This is a genomic window from Rhodococcus sp. NPDC078407 (assembly GCF_044542515.1).
Taxonomy (GTDB): Bacteria; Actinomycetota; Actinomycetes; order Mycobacteriales; family Mycobacteriaceae; genus Rhodococcoides.
Genome location: NZ_JBITUQ010000002.1, coordinates 231,323 through 247,511, shown reverse-complemented (window position 1 = coordinate 247,511; position 16,189 = coordinate 231,323). Strand labels below are relative to the sequence as shown.

13 protein-coding genes are annotated in these 16,189 nt (G+C 62.4%); 1 reads left to right on the top strand and 12 read right to left on the bottom strand.

Annotation, left to right across the window (positions count from 1 at the left end; genetic code table 11):
* Nucleotides 1-11: 11 nt before the first annotated feature.
* The 8 genes from ACIGGF_RS03605 to ACIGGF_RS03570 all read right to left on the bottom strand — a co-directional run bounded on the left by ACIGGF_RS03605 (nt 12) and on the right by ACIGGF_RS03570 (nt 9,974).
* Nucleotides 12-689 (bottom strand): TetR/AcrR family transcriptional regulator, encoded by a 678-nt coding sequence (locus ACIGGF_RS03605; protein WP_397520071.1) that lies wholly within the window; start codon nt 687-689, stop codon nt 12-14.
* Nucleotides 686-1,507 (bottom strand): alpha/beta fold hydrolase, encoded by an 822-nt coding sequence (locus tag ACIGGF_RS03600; RefSeq protein WP_397520070.1) that lies wholly within the window; start codon nt 1,505-1,507, stop codon nt 686-688. Before ACIGGF_RS03600 ends, ACIGGF_RS03605 begins: the two co-directional genes overlap by 4 nt.
* Before the next feature lie 21 nt (nt 1,508-1,528).
* Nucleotides 1,529-3,067, bottom strand: coding sequence for a flavin-containing monooxygenase (locus ACIGGF_RS03595; protein ID WP_397520069.1), 1,539 nt, complete (start codon nt 3,065-3,067; stop codon nt 1,529-1,531).
* Nucleotides 3,068-3,250: 183 nt separating this feature from the next.
* Nucleotides 3,251-5,230 carry an SDR family oxidoreductase gene (locus tag ACIGGF_RS03590; RefSeq protein WP_397520068.1) on the bottom strand — a complete coding sequence of 660 codons (1,980 nt, stop codon included), beginning with the start codon at nt 5,228-5,230 and terminating at the stop codon, nt 3,251-3,253.
* A gap of 2 nt (nt 5,231-5,232) precedes the next feature.
* Nucleotides 5,233-7,020, bottom strand: a complete 1,788-nt coding sequence (locus ACIGGF_RS03585) for an amidohydrolase family protein (protein WP_397520067.1) — start codon at nt 7,018-7,020, stop codon at nt 5,233-5,235.
* A gap of 43 nt (nt 7,021-7,063) precedes the next feature.
* Nucleotides 7,064-8,170 (bottom strand): PDR/VanB family oxidoreductase, encoded by a 1,107-nt coding sequence (locus ACIGGF_RS03580; protein ID WP_397520066.1) that lies wholly within the window; start codon nt 8,168-8,170, stop codon nt 7,064-7,066.
* Entirely contained in the window at nt 8,167-9,045 is an 879-nt protein-coding gene (locus ACIGGF_RS03575; RefSeq protein WP_397520065.1) for a metal-dependent hydrolase, read from the bottom strand. Before ACIGGF_RS03575 ends, ACIGGF_RS03580 begins: the two co-directional genes overlap by 4 nt.
* 2 nt (nt 9,046-9,047) lie before the next feature.
* Complete coding sequence (locus ACIGGF_RS03570) at nt 9,048-9,974, bottom strand: alpha/beta fold hydrolase (protein WP_397520064.1); 927 nt, start codon at nt 9,972-9,974, stop codon at nt 9,048-9,050.
* Nucleotides 9,975-10,111: 137 nt separating this feature from the next.
* Here ACIGGF_RS03570 and ACIGGF_RS03565 point away from each other — a divergent pair, with 137 nt between their 5' ends.
* On the top strand, nt 10,112-10,786 hold the full coding sequence (locus tag ACIGGF_RS03565; RefSeq protein ID WP_397520063.1) for a TetR/AcrR family transcriptional regulator: 675 nt from the start codon (nt 10,112-10,114) through the stop codon (nt 10,784-10,786).
* An 83-nt stretch (nt 10,787-10,869) separates the two neighbouring features.
* Here the strand turns inward: ACIGGF_RS03565 and ACIGGF_RS03560 are convergent, their stop codons facing one another.
* From ACIGGF_RS03560 to ACIGGF_RS03545, 4 genes are all read right to left on the bottom strand, one after another.
* Nucleotides 10,870-11,856, bottom strand: coding sequence for a diguanylate cyclase domain-containing protein (locus tag ACIGGF_RS03560; RefSeq protein ID WP_397520062.1), 987 nt, complete (start codon nt 11,854-11,856; stop codon nt 10,870-10,872).
* Nucleotides 11,857-12,150: 294 nt separating this feature from the next.
* The gene (locus ACIGGF_RS03555; RefSeq protein ID WP_397520061.1) at nt 12,151-12,918 is read right to left on the bottom strand and encodes an SDR family NAD(P)-dependent oxidoreductase; all 768 of its coding nucleotides are present in this window, start codon (nt 12,916-12,918) and stop codon (nt 12,151-12,153) included.
* 36 nt (nt 12,919-12,954) lie between these two features.
* Nucleotides 12,955-14,715: a hypothetical protein gene (locus ACIGGF_RS03550; protein WP_397520060.1), complete on the bottom strand. Its 1,761-nt coding sequence runs from the start codon at nt 14,713-14,715 to the stop codon at nt 12,955-12,957.
* Between the two features lie 180 nt (nt 14,716-14,895).
* Complete coding sequence (locus tag ACIGGF_RS03545) at nt 14,896-16,044, bottom strand: PucR family transcriptional regulator (protein WP_397520059.1); 1,149 nt, start codon at nt 16,042-16,044, stop codon at nt 14,896-14,898.
* Between the last annotated feature and the right edge of the window lie 145 nt (nt 16,045-16,189).

Here is a 16,189-nt window from a genome sequence, read left to right as displayed (position 1 = left end):
GAGGTGAGCGCTCAGCCCTCGGGCATCAACGAGTGCGGCTTTGAGGCGAACTCTGCAGCGGATCCACCAGCGCGCGCTATGCCCGAGATTCCGCCCCACACCATCATGCTCAGGTAGTCGATGAGCTCGTCGGGCGTCATCCTTCGATCGAAGATCCACCAGTGCGACGCCAATCGAACCGCACCGATCATGGCGAACGCGATGGGCATCGTACCGGCGGTCGAGAACTGACGCTCTCGGAATCTGTCGGCGATGACGGTGCCCAGCAGATCGGCGATCAGTTCCTCGGCTGCGGTGGTGATGTCCTGATTGCCGCCGACGCCGTTGTTGGAATGAACGTAGATGTAGATGTCCGGATCGGCGGCGACCGTCGTGACATAAGCCGAGATGACCGCGCGGGTGAGGTGGTATTCGTCGAGGTCGTCGGAGATCGCGTCCTGGATCCCGGGTACCAATGCCGTCTCGACGTATCGAGCCATCGCCGCGTCGGCCAGCCCCTTCTTGTCCGCGAAGTGTTTGTACAGAACGGTTTTCGAGACTCCGTTCGCCGCGGCGATGTCGTCCATACCGATGTCGTGCCCGTGCCGACGGATCGCCGCGAGCGTGCAATCGAGTAGTTCACGCCGACGGGTGATCCTGTGATCGTGCCAGCGGTGACTTCGCCCGTCGACCTTCTCCGACGTGCTCATGCCGTCTGGGCGACGTGTCGTGATCCCTTCAGCAGAATCGACGCCACCAGTTCCGGATCGTCCGACATCGGCACATGCCCGAGCCCGGGGTACGTCGTCACCTCCGCCTGCGGGAACGTTCGACGCACCAACGGTGCCTGATACACCGGCAACACCAGATCCCGGCGTCCCCAGGCGACAGTGACGGGAACAGTCTTGTCGACCGGAACGCTGAAGCGCGGCACAGCATTACCGGCCGCGTCGATCGCCCGGTTGGTGGTGATGCTGAGCGCGTCGATGGTGGCCGTCTCTGCGGGAACCCGCCACGGTTTGGCGTAGAACACGCCGTCGGCGATCGTGCGTCCGACGACCGAACGCATGATTCTGGGTGCGATGGGACTGATGACCCGGGACAACGCGCGCAGCAGACGGAACACGAGCAGCGCGCGGGTCTGATCCCAGTGTCCACGGAAGAAGCCCGCCGGTGACAGCGCGGTGGCCGAGGCGACCGACCCGCGAGCGGCGAGTTCGAGTGCGAAGTACCCACCCAGCGAATTTCCGGCCACGTGTGGCTTCTCCCCGTCGACGGCGACGTGCTCGAGAAAACGCTCGAGTTCGGCCACGATCCACGGACCGAGGTCGAACGCTTCGGTGGGCAGTTCCGGTGACGCACCGTGGCCGGGCAGGTCGACCGTCACCACTCGCCGATGTCGCGCCAATGTTTCGATGACGCTGTCCCAGGCATGTTGCCGGTGCACGATGCCGTGGATCAGCACCAGGGTCGGCCCCTCACCGCGAATGGTGTGCGCCAGGGAAGGGCCGTCGATCTCGAAAGTCATTGGGATCCAATCTTTTCTCGTCTACCCGGTTCGAGCGTCTACCGCGGGTTCGGAGTCGGTAGCCCATGCGGGCACCGTCCGCCCGAACGTCATCGATTCCGTGAGGTCGTCGAACCGCGCATCGATTCTGTCGAGAATATAGTTCTGGCGCACCGACCACGGGCGCTCGGTCCCCGATTTGGGGAGCTCGTTCAAGGACCGCGTGACGTAACCGGAGGCGAGATCGACGACCGGACGAGACTCCACCGGCTTGCCTGCCCGATCCGGAATCGCGTGGGTGAAGCCCTGAGCTCGCATGAACTGCAACAGTTTTGCCACAGCCTGGGCCGTCATGTCCGCCTTGAGCGTCCAGGACGCATTCGTGTATCCGATGCACCACGCGACGTTGGGTACGTCCTCGAGCATGTGGCCCTTGTAGACGAACTTGTCGTGCACCTCGAGCCGCTCGCCGTCCAGGGACAACTCGATGCCGCCGAACGCCTGCAGCTTCAAGCCCGTTGCGGTCACGATGATGTCGGCCGGGAGCTCGTCACCCGATTCCAACCGGATACCGCTTGGGGTCATCTCGGCGATTCGGTCGGTCACCACGGTTGCTCGGCCGGAGCGAATTGCCTTGAAGAGATCGCCGTCCGGCACGACACACAGCCGCTGGTCCCACGGGGCATACGTCGGCTTGAAGTGCTTGTCGACGTCGTAGCCACGCGGGAGCTGCGCCTTCGTCATTGCTCGGAACACCCTGCGCGCCGTCTTCGGCGCACGACGGCACAGCTGATACGAGCCGACCATCAACAGCGCATTGCGCCATCGCAGCGCGCTGTGTGCGAGCGTATCGGGCAGTATGCGCTGAGTGAGCGTGGTGAACGGGTCCGTCATCGGCAGCGACGCGATGTAGGTGGGTGAACGCTGCAGCATGGTGACCGACGCGGCCTCCGCGGCGAGTGACGGCACCAGCGTGATTGCCGTTGCGCCACTGCCGATCACGACGACGTTCTTGCCCGAATGGTCGAGATCCTCCGGCCATTGCTGCGGATGGACCACTCGACCGGTGAACTTCTCCAGTCCGGGAAAGTCGGGGGTGTACCCGGTCGAGTAATCGAAGTAACCGGTGCACAGGAACACGAATCGACTGCGGTACGTGGTGGGTACGCCGTTCGTCAGTGCGTCGACCGTCCACAGATCCGTCGAGGAATCCCAGTTCGCCGCGGTGACCATGGTCGAGAAGCGTGTGTGTTCGTCGATGCCGGCCGCGTACGCCGTATCGACGATGTAGTTGCGGATGTCCTCGCCATGCGCAAGCAGGGTGTCCCCCTGCCACGGCGTGTGCGGAAACGAGAACGTGAAGATGTCACTGTCCGAGCGAATTCCCGGGTACCTGAACAAATCCCACGTACCGCCTGCTCGCTCGCGGCCCTCCAGAATCGCGTAGCTCAGCTCCGGTGCCATCTGCTGCAGGCGATATGCCGCGCCGATGCCCGATATTCCGGCACCGATGATCAGAACGTCCTTGAAGTCGTCCGCCGAACCGTCGACTTCGGGCCATCGACCTTGTTTTGTCGCCACTCCACGCCTCGCTGTTTCGCCGAGCACTTTCGCGATTCCACCGATCGAGCAGGCGACCGCGACCTACATCAAGCAATGTGCCATTGACGAATGGTTATGTCAATGCCGGCCGCTGTCTTGTCCAACGGGACGTGCGTGCACACCGACCTGGCACCCGCCGTTGTGCTGTTGTCGCCATCGCAATCACCATTGGGCACCGGGGACGAGCGCAGCGAGACGACGAAGCGGCTTGCGCACCGGCCGGTCGCGTCGAGTCCTCGCGGGTGCAGTCTCGGCGTGGAGTATCTCGGCGTTGCCGGGTGCAGTACCTCTGGCGGCGGGCGAGTCGCCCATTGCCTGATGCATGGCGCTGGCGATGCGCAGCTTGAGGCGGGGTGTGAATGTGTGCCCCCATTCCCCGATCGTGCCGAGCGGAACGTCGATTCTCCGCGGCCGCTTGACCAGAGCGCGAACCACCATGGCTGCCGCAGTCTCCGGGCTGGTGATGGGCCCGGCGTGATAGCCGTCGGACGGAGAGATCATCGGCGTGTCGACCAGCGGTAGATGAATTGTGGTGAACGTGATCCCGTCGTGCAACAACTCGGCCGCTGCCACCTCGCTGAATCCGTCGAGTGCCGACTTGCTCGCCACGTAGGCAGCGAATCTGGGAACGTGATTCTGTACCGCTGCGCTGGAGATGTTGACCACGTGCCCGAACCTGCGCGCACGCATCTGAGGAAGCAGCCCCATGGTCATTCTGACAGCACCGAAGTAGTTCACCGACATCGTCCGCTCGAAATCGTGGAAGCGATCCGTCGATCTGGAAAGAGAACGACGAATTGATCGGCCGGCATTGTTGACCAGCATGTCGACGTGATCGTGCTCGGCGAGAATACGAGTGATGGTGGCGTCCACTGCCGCTGAGTCCGTGACGTCGCACACGTAGCCGGCGGCGTGCCCACCGCGGCTGCCGATATCGTTCACGGTCGCCATCAGCTGTTCTTCGTTTCGTGCCAACAGCAGGGCAAGCGCACCGGCGTCGGCCACCCTGATTGCGGTCGCGCGACCGATACCGGACGACGCTCCGGTGATCACGATGTGGCGGCCCGCCAGCGGTCCGGCGGCAGACGGACGGCGGGCGCGAGTGGGATCGAGATGGTCGCACCAATACGACCACAGAGCACTTGCATAATCGGCCAGCGGCGGGTACTCGACGCCACTCCCTCCGAGGGCCGACGACGTTATCTCCGAGGAGAACTCGGAAGGAATGGCGAAGTGCTCGAGTACGACACTCGGTATCTCCAGACGACGGAGGGCAGCGGCCCGCAGCAGCCTCAATTGTCGTTGCCGTGGCTTGTGCAACGCGATACGTCCCACGGACCCGGGTAGCGACGCGACCGGGTGTGGAGCTCCCGCTGCTGCGGCCAATGCCCTGTACACCTCACGGACGGGCTGAGGCGTGGGGTTGACGAGGTGGAACACCTGCTCCGCGCCGGTGTCGGTCAGTATCAGATGTACCAGCGCCCGGGTCACCACATCGACCGGAACGAGGTTGGTCGCGCCGATGGCAGGGACTGCCACCGGCATGCCTGCGGGGAGCGCGGAGAGTGATTTCAACGCGCCGAACAAGTAGTACGGACCGTCGATCTTGTCCATCTCACCGGTTCTCGAATCGCCGATCACTACCGCCGGCCGATAGACCTTCCACTCGAGGCCGTCCATGCCGCGCACGAGTTTCTCCGCCTCGAACTTGGTGCGGTGGTATGCGGTGGGAAAGCCCTGGTCCACATCGAAGTCGTGCTCGGTGAATCTGCCTCGGAAGTCACCTGCGACGGCGATGGACGAGACGTGGTGCATGACGGCTCCGCTGCGCAACGCGAGACTCGCCACCTCGCGAGTCCCTTGCACGTTCGTCACCGCTTGCTCCTCCCCTGCGGTGAGGTCGTAGACCGCGCCGAGGTGTACGACGTGATCGAGGCGGTCCGGCAGTACGCCGTCGCCGAGGCCCAGATTCGGTTCGGTGAGATCACCGACAATGGGAAACACTCGGTGGTGGGACGGGACGCGATGCAACGATCCTTCGCGCACCAGCACGTATACCGATGCAGCCGGGTCACGGTCGAGGAGCTCTCGAACTACGCGTCTGCCGAGAAACCCGGTTCCGCCGGTAACGAAAAAATCCACGCTCACAGTGCAGCACTCCTGATCGGTTGTTCGGACGAGTCGGATTCTCTGGAACATGCACCGGCCCTGAGGAATCGACCGGTTCTGCGAAAATTCTCGCCTGCTGTGTCGAATCGTCCGCGGCGAAACACGACTTGTCCGGCGACAACAGTGGCATCGACGGCGTCGTCGTTGCGGTTGACCATTCGAGAAATCCCACCGAATTGCTCCATCTGCGCTTCGTAGACGCCGTCGACGCTCGCGTTCAGTCCTGATGGGTCGATGATCACCAAGTCCGCGCGGTCGCCCAGGCGGAGATGACCGGCGTTGATTCCATACCACTGTGCGAGCTCACCGGTCAGCCGGTGCACAGCGTGTTCGACCGTCATGAAACCGGTGTCGTGGACCCTCTTGAGCAGTCGAATGGGAAAGTTGTAGAACGCCATGTTGCGTAGGTGCGCTCCGGCATCCCCGAAACCCATCTGGACCCCCGAGCTACGGGCGAGCTTGTCCGCAAATTTGGGTCGGTCGTTGGCGATCGTCGTTCGCCACCGGAGCTTCTTGCCGTGCACCACGACCAGATCGAGGTAGGTGTCGACCGGGTGCAACCCACGTTCGTCGGCGAGTTGGCCGAATGTCTTTCCGACGATGGAGGTATCAGGACTGGCCACGATCACTGCGTCGTGAAAATTCCGGTGCCAGATGCGAGGGCTGAGCTTGTCGTCGTAGTTCTTGCGGAACCAGCGGCGGTACTTCTCGTCCTGGAGCAGTTCGTTACGTTCGACTTCGTCCTGCAGATGCAATGCGGCTGCGCCGGCACCGAACTCCTCGAACACCACGAGGTCGATACCGTCGGCGTAGACGGTGAACGGGACCGGCAGATGCTGCCAGCGAAAGTCGGTCTTGGCAAACTTGTTCAACAGTGGAGCTGCGGCCAACATGAAGTAGACGATCGGTGGGTACGCCTTGGAATCTGCGGCCGAGAGCAACGATGTCTTCAGCTTCGGCCGACCACCGAAACCGGAGCTCTCGGCGAAGAACCGAGCAATGTTGGGACGAAAGTCGATGGTCGGAGCGCTCTGCAGGATGCGTCCACGATCGCGCAGGATCCGGTTGAGAAAGCGCATCTCGCGCCACCGGGAGTACGTCGAAGGCAGTGACCGCGAACGGAATTCCGTGCCGTCGATCTTGTCGAGCTTGTTGGTCATCGAGGACAGGCCCAGGAATCCGGCATCGAGACTCTCCGTCAGCATCTCACCCATGGCATCGAGTTCGATCGACGAGGGGCGATAGCTGTTCGAGGTGGCCTTGGCCATTCCCAGGACCGTGGTACGGATATCGGAATGGCCGATGAACGCCGCGACGTTCGGACCGAGCGGCAGTGATTCGAGGACCGATACGTAGGTGGATGGGCTGGTCCAGCTCCGGCCATCGTCGAGAATGTCGAGCATGGACTGGCGCGGGATGGCCTCGACGCGACTGAACAGGTCGGCACATTCCTCCGGGCTGGAGAAGACGGTCGAAAGTGAGCAGTTGCCGATCACAACGGTCGTCACCCCGTGCCGAACGGACTCGGGCAACAATGGGTTGACGAGGACTTCGGCGTCGTAATGGGTGTGTATGTCGACGAATCCGGGCATCACCCACTTTCCGCGGGCATCGAGAATTTCGGTGTCACGACCCACAGGCAGTGTGTCGGCGGATACTTCGGCGATGTGTCCGTTGCGAATGCCGAGGTTGCGCATTCGTCCTTCGGCTCCGGTGCCGTCGAACCACAGCCCGTTCTCTACGACGAGATCGAAGTCGTGCATCGTTGGTGCTCCTTCTTGCTTCGGGTTGTGGTCCTGAAAGGGGTCAGAGGTCGAGTACGAGCCGTTCACCCTGCGAGCGCGATACACAGATCAGCATGTGGTCAGCCCGCTCGACGTCGGTCAGCGCGGCGTCGCGATGATCCGGCGTGCCGCTGAGCACTCCGACGATGCAGGTACGACAGAATCCCTGTCTGCAGGAGTACGTGGTGTCCGGCAATACCGACGTGATCGCTTCGAGCGCAGAGACATCGGCGGGCACATCGAGTACCTGCCCCGACCGAGCGAGTTCGACGGTGAACGGCGTGCCATCGACAATCGGTGGTGCCGAGAATCGTTCGTAGTGGAATTCGGCGTCACCGAGTGTGTCGGCACCGATTTTCAAGGTGCGAATCATGGGCGCTGGTCCGCACGCATATATTGCCGGAGCCGGGCCGATTCCCGTCAGGAGATCGTCGGTGGTCGGTAGTCCGTCGACGTCATCGGTGCGGATGGTGACCTTGTTGCCGAAGGCGAGTACGTCCGGAACGAAGGGCAACGAGTCGGTGCTGCGACCGGTGTAGACCATGGACCAGCTGATACCGAGGCTGTCGGCGAGGCGAAGCATCGGCAGGATGGGGGTGATGCCGATACCGCCCGCCACGAAATGCAGGTGCCGAGCCGGTGATCCGTAGCCGGGCACGGCGAAAGCGAATGCGTTTCGGGGTTCCGACACGACCAGCTCGGTTCCCAGGTGCACGGCGTCATGTATCTCGATCGAGCCGCCGCCGCCATCGGGGATGCGCCGCACCGCGATTCGGTAGCGGTCGGTGTCGGCGGGGTCTCCGCACAGCGAGTACTGACGCCTGATTCCCGAGGGGAGCGTGAGATCGATGTGTGCGCCGGGTCGCCACGGCGGAAGTATGCCGCCGGACGGTCGGGTGAAGGTCAGAGCGACGACATTGTCGTCGTGTGCTTCGACGCTGCGCCCGCTGACGACGACGGCGAGGGATCTTTCTACTCGCTGTCCTGTCGGCGTCGATCTGCGCAGTACTCGAACAGCGGCCATGTGACCGTTCATCAGTGCGGATACGAGACCGAGAAACAGATCGGGGCGTGGACGTCCGTAGAGATCGGACGGCATGGCAACGGGGGCGGGCAGGGCGCGTCTCATCGCGCAGCCGCGCGTGCGGCCGGAGACCACGCCAGGTAGGCCACCGCCTGCGCGGTATTGCCTTCGTGTTCCGGCGAATAGGAAGGTTTGAGGTATCGTGCCACCCCCCATGTGAGGTGGGCGAGCGAGGGTAATGCATCGCGGCGCATCGCTGCCATCCAGGCGATGAATATTCGCACGTATCCCCTGTCCTTCAACGACGGGTCCTGTCGCACGATGTATTTCGTGCCTCGGAGCATCAGTACCAAGAACCCGACGAACGCGATGATCATGGCGATGTTGCGGCGGAAGTAACCGACACCGAAGTATTGGGCGACATCGTGTGCGACATTCCGGTGTTCGACTTCCTCGGCTCCGTGCCACCGGTACAGATCGATCATGGTGGGGTCGCCGCCAAGGTTGTCCCACTGCGAATTCAGTGCGTAGTCACCGAGAAACGCCGTGAGGTGTTCGATGGCCCCGATCATCGCGATACGTTCGACGAGTTGCTGGCGTTGGCCTTGCGGCGAACTGCTGGGGCGCGGACCGAGTACCCGGCGCATCAGGAACTCGGCCTGTGCAGCAAACGGGCGAGGGTCTATTCCGTGCGTGTCGAGAAAATCGTAGAGCACCACATTGTGCGTCTCTGCGTGCATCGTTTCCTGTCCGATGAAGCCGCGAACGTCTTCTCGCAGCCGCTCGTCCTCGATCAGGGGTAAGGCTTCGGCGTATGTGTCACAGAACCACCGCTCCCCCTCTGGGAGCAGAAGATTGAGGGCGCTGACGGTATGAGAGGCCACGGGCTCGCCCGGAAGCCAGTGCAGCGGTGTGTCTGTCCAGTCGAATTCGACATTGCGTGCGGTGAGCGAGACGACACCTGGGTCGAGGGGGTTCATGGCTACTCCTTCGGCGAGTGCTTGTCGATGAACGCTGTTGCGGCCGAGGCCACCAGCGCAGGATCTTTGAAAGGGAGCCAGTGCCCGGACCTGACCCGTTGAATCTCGACGTCGGCGGTCCACCGATCGATGTCCGAGAACGACGCCGGACGCACGGCCGGGTCACGCGTGGGCACGAGCAGCTGGATCGGCACCGACGTGAAGCGGTCGTGCGGAAACAGAACGGTGCGGAAGATGTTGGCTCGGTAGATCCGTAGGCCGGAGACCATGTCGTCGGTCAACGTTTCGGACAGATGTATGTCTTCACGGTCGACCCGTTCGACGATGCGCAGGAACAACGACCACAGATACCGCGTTCCGAACACTCGGAAAAATGTTCGCGACACGATTCCCGACATGAAGAAGAGCGTGTACATTCCTGACAGAACTTGAGTGAGCCACTGCCACAACGCTTTCGGGTTTCGCTTGGTGAGCCGCGAGTTCATCCATCGACCCATGTGATGGAGACTCGGTCCGGAGATCGAAGTGAACGACGCGATGCTCCGATGGGCTCCCGGCCTGCACACGGCATCCCATACCTGCACCGATCCCCAGTCGTGCGCGAGAACATGAACGGGCTGATCGGCTCCGACGCTGTCGACGACAGCGAGGAAGTCGTCCGCCAGTTGCTCGATCCGCATCTCGGCGACAGTTCCCTGCGAGGTGGACCGTCCGTGACCGCGGGTATCGTAGGTCACCACCCGAAAGGACTTCGCCAGATCCGGTACGACCCCGTCCCAGAGGTGGTGCGTGTCCGGCCAGCCGTGCACGAGAATGACCACCTGGCCGCATGAGTTTCCCTGCTCGGTTACCGATAGCTGCGCACCGGCTGTGTCGACGGTCCACTCACCCTGCTGCCACGACTGGCCGTACGAGACTGGAATCGACACGACACTCCTCACGTCTTGGACCCTCGGTACGCTTTTCGTTACCGACGGTTACAGTAAGACTGTTGCGCAGTTCGGGCGCAAATGTCAAGCCTCGCCGGTCGACATCGAAAGCGTCGGAGCGACTTACAATTGCCGCCGTGCCCGATTCGCGAAAGCCTCCGTCAAGTCGACAGGTCCGTGCCCGTGACGAATTCATCGACGCGGCGATACGGGTCATCGATGCCGATGGCCCTAACCCGAGCATGAACTCCATCGCCCACGAGGCAGGCTCGACCAAACCGCGCCTGTATCGCCAATTTTCGGACAAGTCCGACCTGCTGGCCGCCCTCGGCAAGCGCATGTCCGACGAGGTCTACGAGCGCGCAGTGTCGGACTTCAATTTCCTTCTGGACGCGCCGTCGTCGTCACTGCGCCAAGCGATTCACGGCTATGCCGAAGTCGTCGCCACACATCCCAATGTTTTTCGCATCCTGGCTCAGTCACGGTCGATCACGGACGACAATGCGTCCGCAGCCTTCGACATCGGGCGAGACGTCGCCCGCCGCTTCGCTGACGTGGCCACCTCGGTGTTGAATTCGATCGGACTCGATGACCAGGGCGTCGAATTCACCAGTCGTGCCGCCGTGGGAGCAATAGTCGCCACTACCGATATGTGGCTGGAAGAGGAACCGGGCGTCACCGACATCGAACAATTCGTCGGTCAACTCACCGACTTGATCGGCGGACTCCTCCAGGCATTCTTGTTACGCAACGGAGTCGAGATCGATGCCGAAGAACCCGCTTTCATGATTCTGGCGAGGCTGAAGAAGTAGCCGTCGTTTTCGTTCGGCCACCACCTCCGCGTGCACCTACGGTGACGATCGCGAGGTTGGTCGAGCAGGCACCCGAGTCCGAATCAGCCCTCGAGCAACCTGCCCCCGGTCACGAGCTGATCCTCGGAGTCTCGACCTTCCGACGTAGCCACGCACGAAGCGTCGAGAGCACTGTCCATCGAAAGGCCCCTTGTCGCGTACATCTGCTCGTCCGCACGCTTCACCAGGTCGGCGACGGTCTCTCCCGGCCGGTGGATCGCGACCCCGACACTGACCGACACCGTCAACCGCTCCGATCTCCAGCGGACCGGGACCCTGCACACCGTGGTCTGAAGCTGGGCAGCGAACTTGTCCGGGTCACGGCGTTCGGGGACTGCCAGAACGAACTCGTCGCCGGCAAATCTGCCGACGATTGCATCTCTCGTGATCCGGCTCGCGAGACGAGTCGCCACCGCTTCGAGAAGTGCATCCCCGGCGTGATGGCCGTGTGCGTCGTTCACCGTCTTCAAGTCGTCGACGTCGACGAACGCGAGCGTCACCGACATCTCGCTCGAAATCCATCCCTCGAGCACGTCTTGGAATGGCCCGCGACGATAGAGCCCGGTCAAATCGTCCCGTTCGGCGAGACTTCGCCACTTGTGCGCGTCGTGGACAACCGGGTTGATCAAGTCGATACACACGACAACCACCCGACGACCCCTGAGCACACCACACCCCATGTGCATCCAACAGGAGGCGACCGTACCGTCCCGGCGACGTAATTGACGCAGGGCGCGGACAGGTTGCGTTCGACCGGCAGCATCGACCGGTGCCGACAAGATGACCCTCGCCAAATCTTGGGCGGACTTTCGTTCGGTATCAGGGATGAAGTCCACCACCGAGCGCCCCGGCAAATCCTCGATGTCGTATCCGAGCAGATCGCAGCAGTCGAAGTTGGCAGAAATTATCACCGAATCCACACTGTGTACGACTGTCGCAATCGGAAATTGCGCGACTATATTGGCAATTTCCGCGAGTTCCTCCATCTCGAACCCAGGAACAGAAGATTTTCGCGTTGCTTCGCCACGCATGTCGTGGAGGGTGCTGTTTCGGTCCATCCCAGAAAACTCGATTCTGTTCATTGTCCCGTCCGGCCCCGAGGACGACGCTACTGTGTTGAATTCCGACATTGCGAGTCGGACGTTTCCGAGCAATTCAACAGCACTACCTTGCCGTCTTCTATCTGCACATCACTGAATTTTCGGCTGGCCTGTTGTGCAATCTACCAATTTATCTGACTGCAGCCTGTGAGCTCTCAGCGGTCGGCGAGACGGCCGACGCGCGGGCTCCAGTCGCTTTGCCCACGTTCGTGCCGTGCGGGTGCGCTATCGCGGAGCCATCCGCACAGCGCCGTCCATTCGCGTGGTCTCACCGTTGATGTAGTCGTGTTCGACCAACATCTGAACCAATTGCGCAAATTCGTCCGGCCGCCCCAGACGCGCCGGGAACGGCACACTGGAGGCGAGCGCAGCGCGGTATCCCGCGTCCATTGCGGCGAGCATCGGAGTGTCCACAGTCCCTGGAGCGATGGTGTTGACTCGAATTCCGTACTGCGCCAGGTCTCGTGCGGCGGTGATCGTCATCGCGTGAATTCCGCCCTTGGAGGCTGAGTAGGCCGCCTGACCCACTTGACCCTCGAACGCTGCAACCGAGGCGGTGTTGACTATCAGTCCGCGTTGCCCGTTCTCGTCGACCGGGTCGAGCAGTCGCATCCGGTCGGCTGTCAATCGCATGACGTTGAACGTACCGAGCAGATTCACCGTCATGACGGTGCGGAAGATTTCCAGGTCGTGTGGACCGTTCTTGGAGACTATCCGACCGGCCCATCCCACTCCTGCGCAGTTCACGACCACCCGCAGTGGCGGAGCAGAATCGCCGACCGAGTCCAGGGCCGCCAGCACATCCGCTTCACTGGTGACGTCTGCCGCCACCAACGTGACACCGTCGGGGGCGGTGGTACCTGCGCGTTCGATCGAGTGCGGTACGTCGAGTCCGAGGACGCTCGCACCTTGTTCGACCAGCCTGCGGGCCACCGCCGCACCCAGTCCCGAGGCCGCACCCGTCACCACTGCTGACGTTCCTGACATGTCCATATCTTTTTCTCTATTCCCGTTGCAGTGCAGATTGTTTCAGCGCGATTCGATCTGGCGAGAGATGAACTCCGCCAGATAGTGGCCGCTGTAGTCACGCTTACCGTCGTTCTGAATTTCAGCGGCCCCGATGGTGTCCGCGTGCGCGTATCCGGGCAGAAGCCGCTCGACCGCAAGCGACGGGGCAGGAAAGAACGTGCCTGCAGACTTACGGACGGGGCTGTCACCGGCGAACACGACCAGGTTCGGCTTGGTACGGCTCATCCCGGCGGTGGCCAGATGCGACAACTCGCCCATCCGTGAGCCACCGTACGCAGCACCGAGATCCTTGAGGAGCTCGAGCGGAAAGTACGTTTCCCAGTAGCCGTTCGGGCTACCGGTCGAGAGCACCTCGGCCAGCTTCGTGATGTCAGTGACCTCGTGGTCGGGCGTCGTGTAAGGCACGTCCCGAACGTCGCGATAACCCCGCCAGGTATAGAGCGCAGTGGGGTCGGTCGGGGCTATCCGGGTCTGCTTTCCGGCTGCCAGTTCGAGGAACGACCCCAGTATCGGTACTTGCGTGGCCGACCCGGGTACCGGGAAGGTCTTCTCCTCCACCGGGCCGCCGTCGAGGGCACCCAGGCCCATCTGGAACAGCGCGAAGTTGACGGAATTGTTGTCCAGGAGCACACCGAGCAACGCTTCGTTCGTGAATCGATAGTCGCGAATTCCAGCGCGATCGACCAGATCGGCAGCGAACTCCCCAGCGCTCCGGGCAAACAGGAAATTCAGTGACAGCTCCAAACCTGAGTCCTGCGGAATATGTTGCAGTAGTTTGCTTTCCCCACCTGGATCGAGGTGCGCTGCAAGGCCGGCCAGTCTGAGCAAAAGGAAAGTCTTGGTGCCCAGCACCGGGACTTCGCCGAATGTGCGCGGTATGACACCCGTACTGAGACCTGCGTCGAGTACGCCATCGGCTGCGCCGATGACGATGTTCGTCAGCCCGGCGAGAGCAGGAGTATTCTGCAGCGCGGCCGGATCGGAACTGATCATCGAATCCTGCGCGGCGAACGACTGGCACTGGTTGTACCCGGCGTCGGTCGTGGTGTTCGGATTGCCGTCGAAGTCCCAGTCGGAGAACAGCCCGGTCATGAGTCCGCCGAGCGAGATTCCGGTGCAGATCGCTTTCGTCTGTCGAACTTTTTGATCGGGTAGCTCGTGCAGCATCACCTCGTACTGGTCACGCATTACCCGCGGTAGGCCCATGGCATCGAGCACACGCAGATTGTCACCGGTTCGGAGTCCGGGGAACGTGTTGCCGCCTATCGCTTTGTCTCCGAAGTAGTAGTCGACGGCGTCGAGGTAATTACCGGTGCGGAGAGCCTCGTCGAAGCCGACGGTTTCGTCCAGACACGCCGCGCGACGGGCGAGCGACCAGAACTCGATGCGCCTGCCCTGGTCGAGCGCGGACAGCACGGTGTTGCGGGCCACGGGTTCCGAGTGCACCGCCCCTGCTCCGAGTCCTTGCTGCTGGACCACGACGGCGTCGGCGTCCGAGGACTTCTCGGCCCCGTCCGCCGGACGGTATCTCCAGTAGCCGACGCGGTCACAGGCGGCGGGATAAGCAACGCCCGGTGCCGAGAGCGGTAGCGCCAACGACACGTACGACACCTCGACTCCGCCGCTCGAGCGAATGAACGTTTCCTGCCGATCTGATGCCGTCGTGACCGGAGCCGGATCGGCCTGTGCGATCGGAGCGCTGCCCAGCGAGACAGCGACGGCCACCACGAAGGTCGTCGCGGCGCGAGTGAAGTGAGACATCGTTCCCCTGAATGCTGATGAGTGAGTCGGGAACGCGATGCACATCTGGCAGGCTGGGCGATCCGATTGCGGATGTCCCGACGCGCCCCGATGAGATCAGTGCAACACGAGCCGATAGGCGGGTCCAGTGGCAAACCGCCTGCGGCGTGCGCGACACCATTGTGCAGTTCGGCAACGGACTCAGGACAGGTCGCGTGCAATCAAAGCCGCGTGCAGTGATGCTGCCTGGGCGAAGATCAACGGATTGAGTCCGGTCAACGCATGGACCTTCCCCAAGCGGTAGGTCACCGAGTTCCGGTGAACATGCATTCGACGTGCGGTCGCCAGCTGATTGCAGTTCTCTTCCAAGAAGGTGCGCAGCGTGTGCTCGAAGATCGGATCCGCAGCCGATAGCCCCCCGACGAGTTCGGCCACGGCAGGAAGATCGGGACCCGATGCTGCTCCGAGGTACTCAATGGTCATCCCAGCGAGATCGGCGACGAAATCGGGACGATCCAAGTTGTACGCGGTCGCCGCCAATCCGCTTGCGATTCTGTAAGCAGCAGGCACCCCACCTGCAGCCGCCGCAAAAGCGATTCCGGCCCAACAGCGAACTCCCGATGCCGACTGGGCGTCTTCGAGCTTCTGCCGCAACCCGGCTACCGCCTGCTCCCTGCTGCGGCCCGACCAGTGCACCACCACCCAACCCTGCAACTCCAGCCGCAGATGTACATCGACGATGGACTCGATCCGCGACTTCAGTGCCGAAACGGCTGAGCCCTGGTCGGTCGAGCCGGACAAGTGAAAGACCGCGATGACGAAACTGGGCTGATCGATGTCCAACGGACCGGACGCTCGACCGGTTTCGAGTAATGCATCCACCGCGGCTCTGGCTCTGTCCCGTGCCTCCGATCGCGGGTCGGCAGACCGGTGCGCGGCCTCGGTCGCGATGAGGGTGACTATGTTGAAGATGTACTCGGTGACCTTCGGCATCAGCTCCAGCGCACTGTCGAGCTCCGACGGATCGGTGTCGGATACGAATCGCCGCCACAGGTCGGCCGACACTTTCTGATAGGACCCGATCACCTCGGGCAATCCGGCACCGTTGGCGAGCCGCGCCATCGCAAGTTCGGTGATCGGTCGCAGTTCGTGTGCTGTCGGCATCTTGCCGGTCTCGACGAACGCCAGCAATGCTCGAACATTGAGTTCGATGCCGTCGAAGAAATCGTGTTTCACCAGTTCACCGGGCACGTGACGGTAAGAAGGCCCGCCCTCGTTCGCGTACCACCCGACGACGTCTGCAAGACGTTCGGTGATCGCGGCCTGCCCCGGAAGCGAACTGTTGTCCATGTGCGACACAGTCCCATCTGTTGCTCAATTGCACAACAGTACGTAGCCAAAGCCGTCGGATCGCCACTGTCCGAACTGCTCCGCCTGCGATCTGATCAGTGGCACTGCTATTCGCCCTGCTCGTGATCGTGCGTGGGCCACCGAA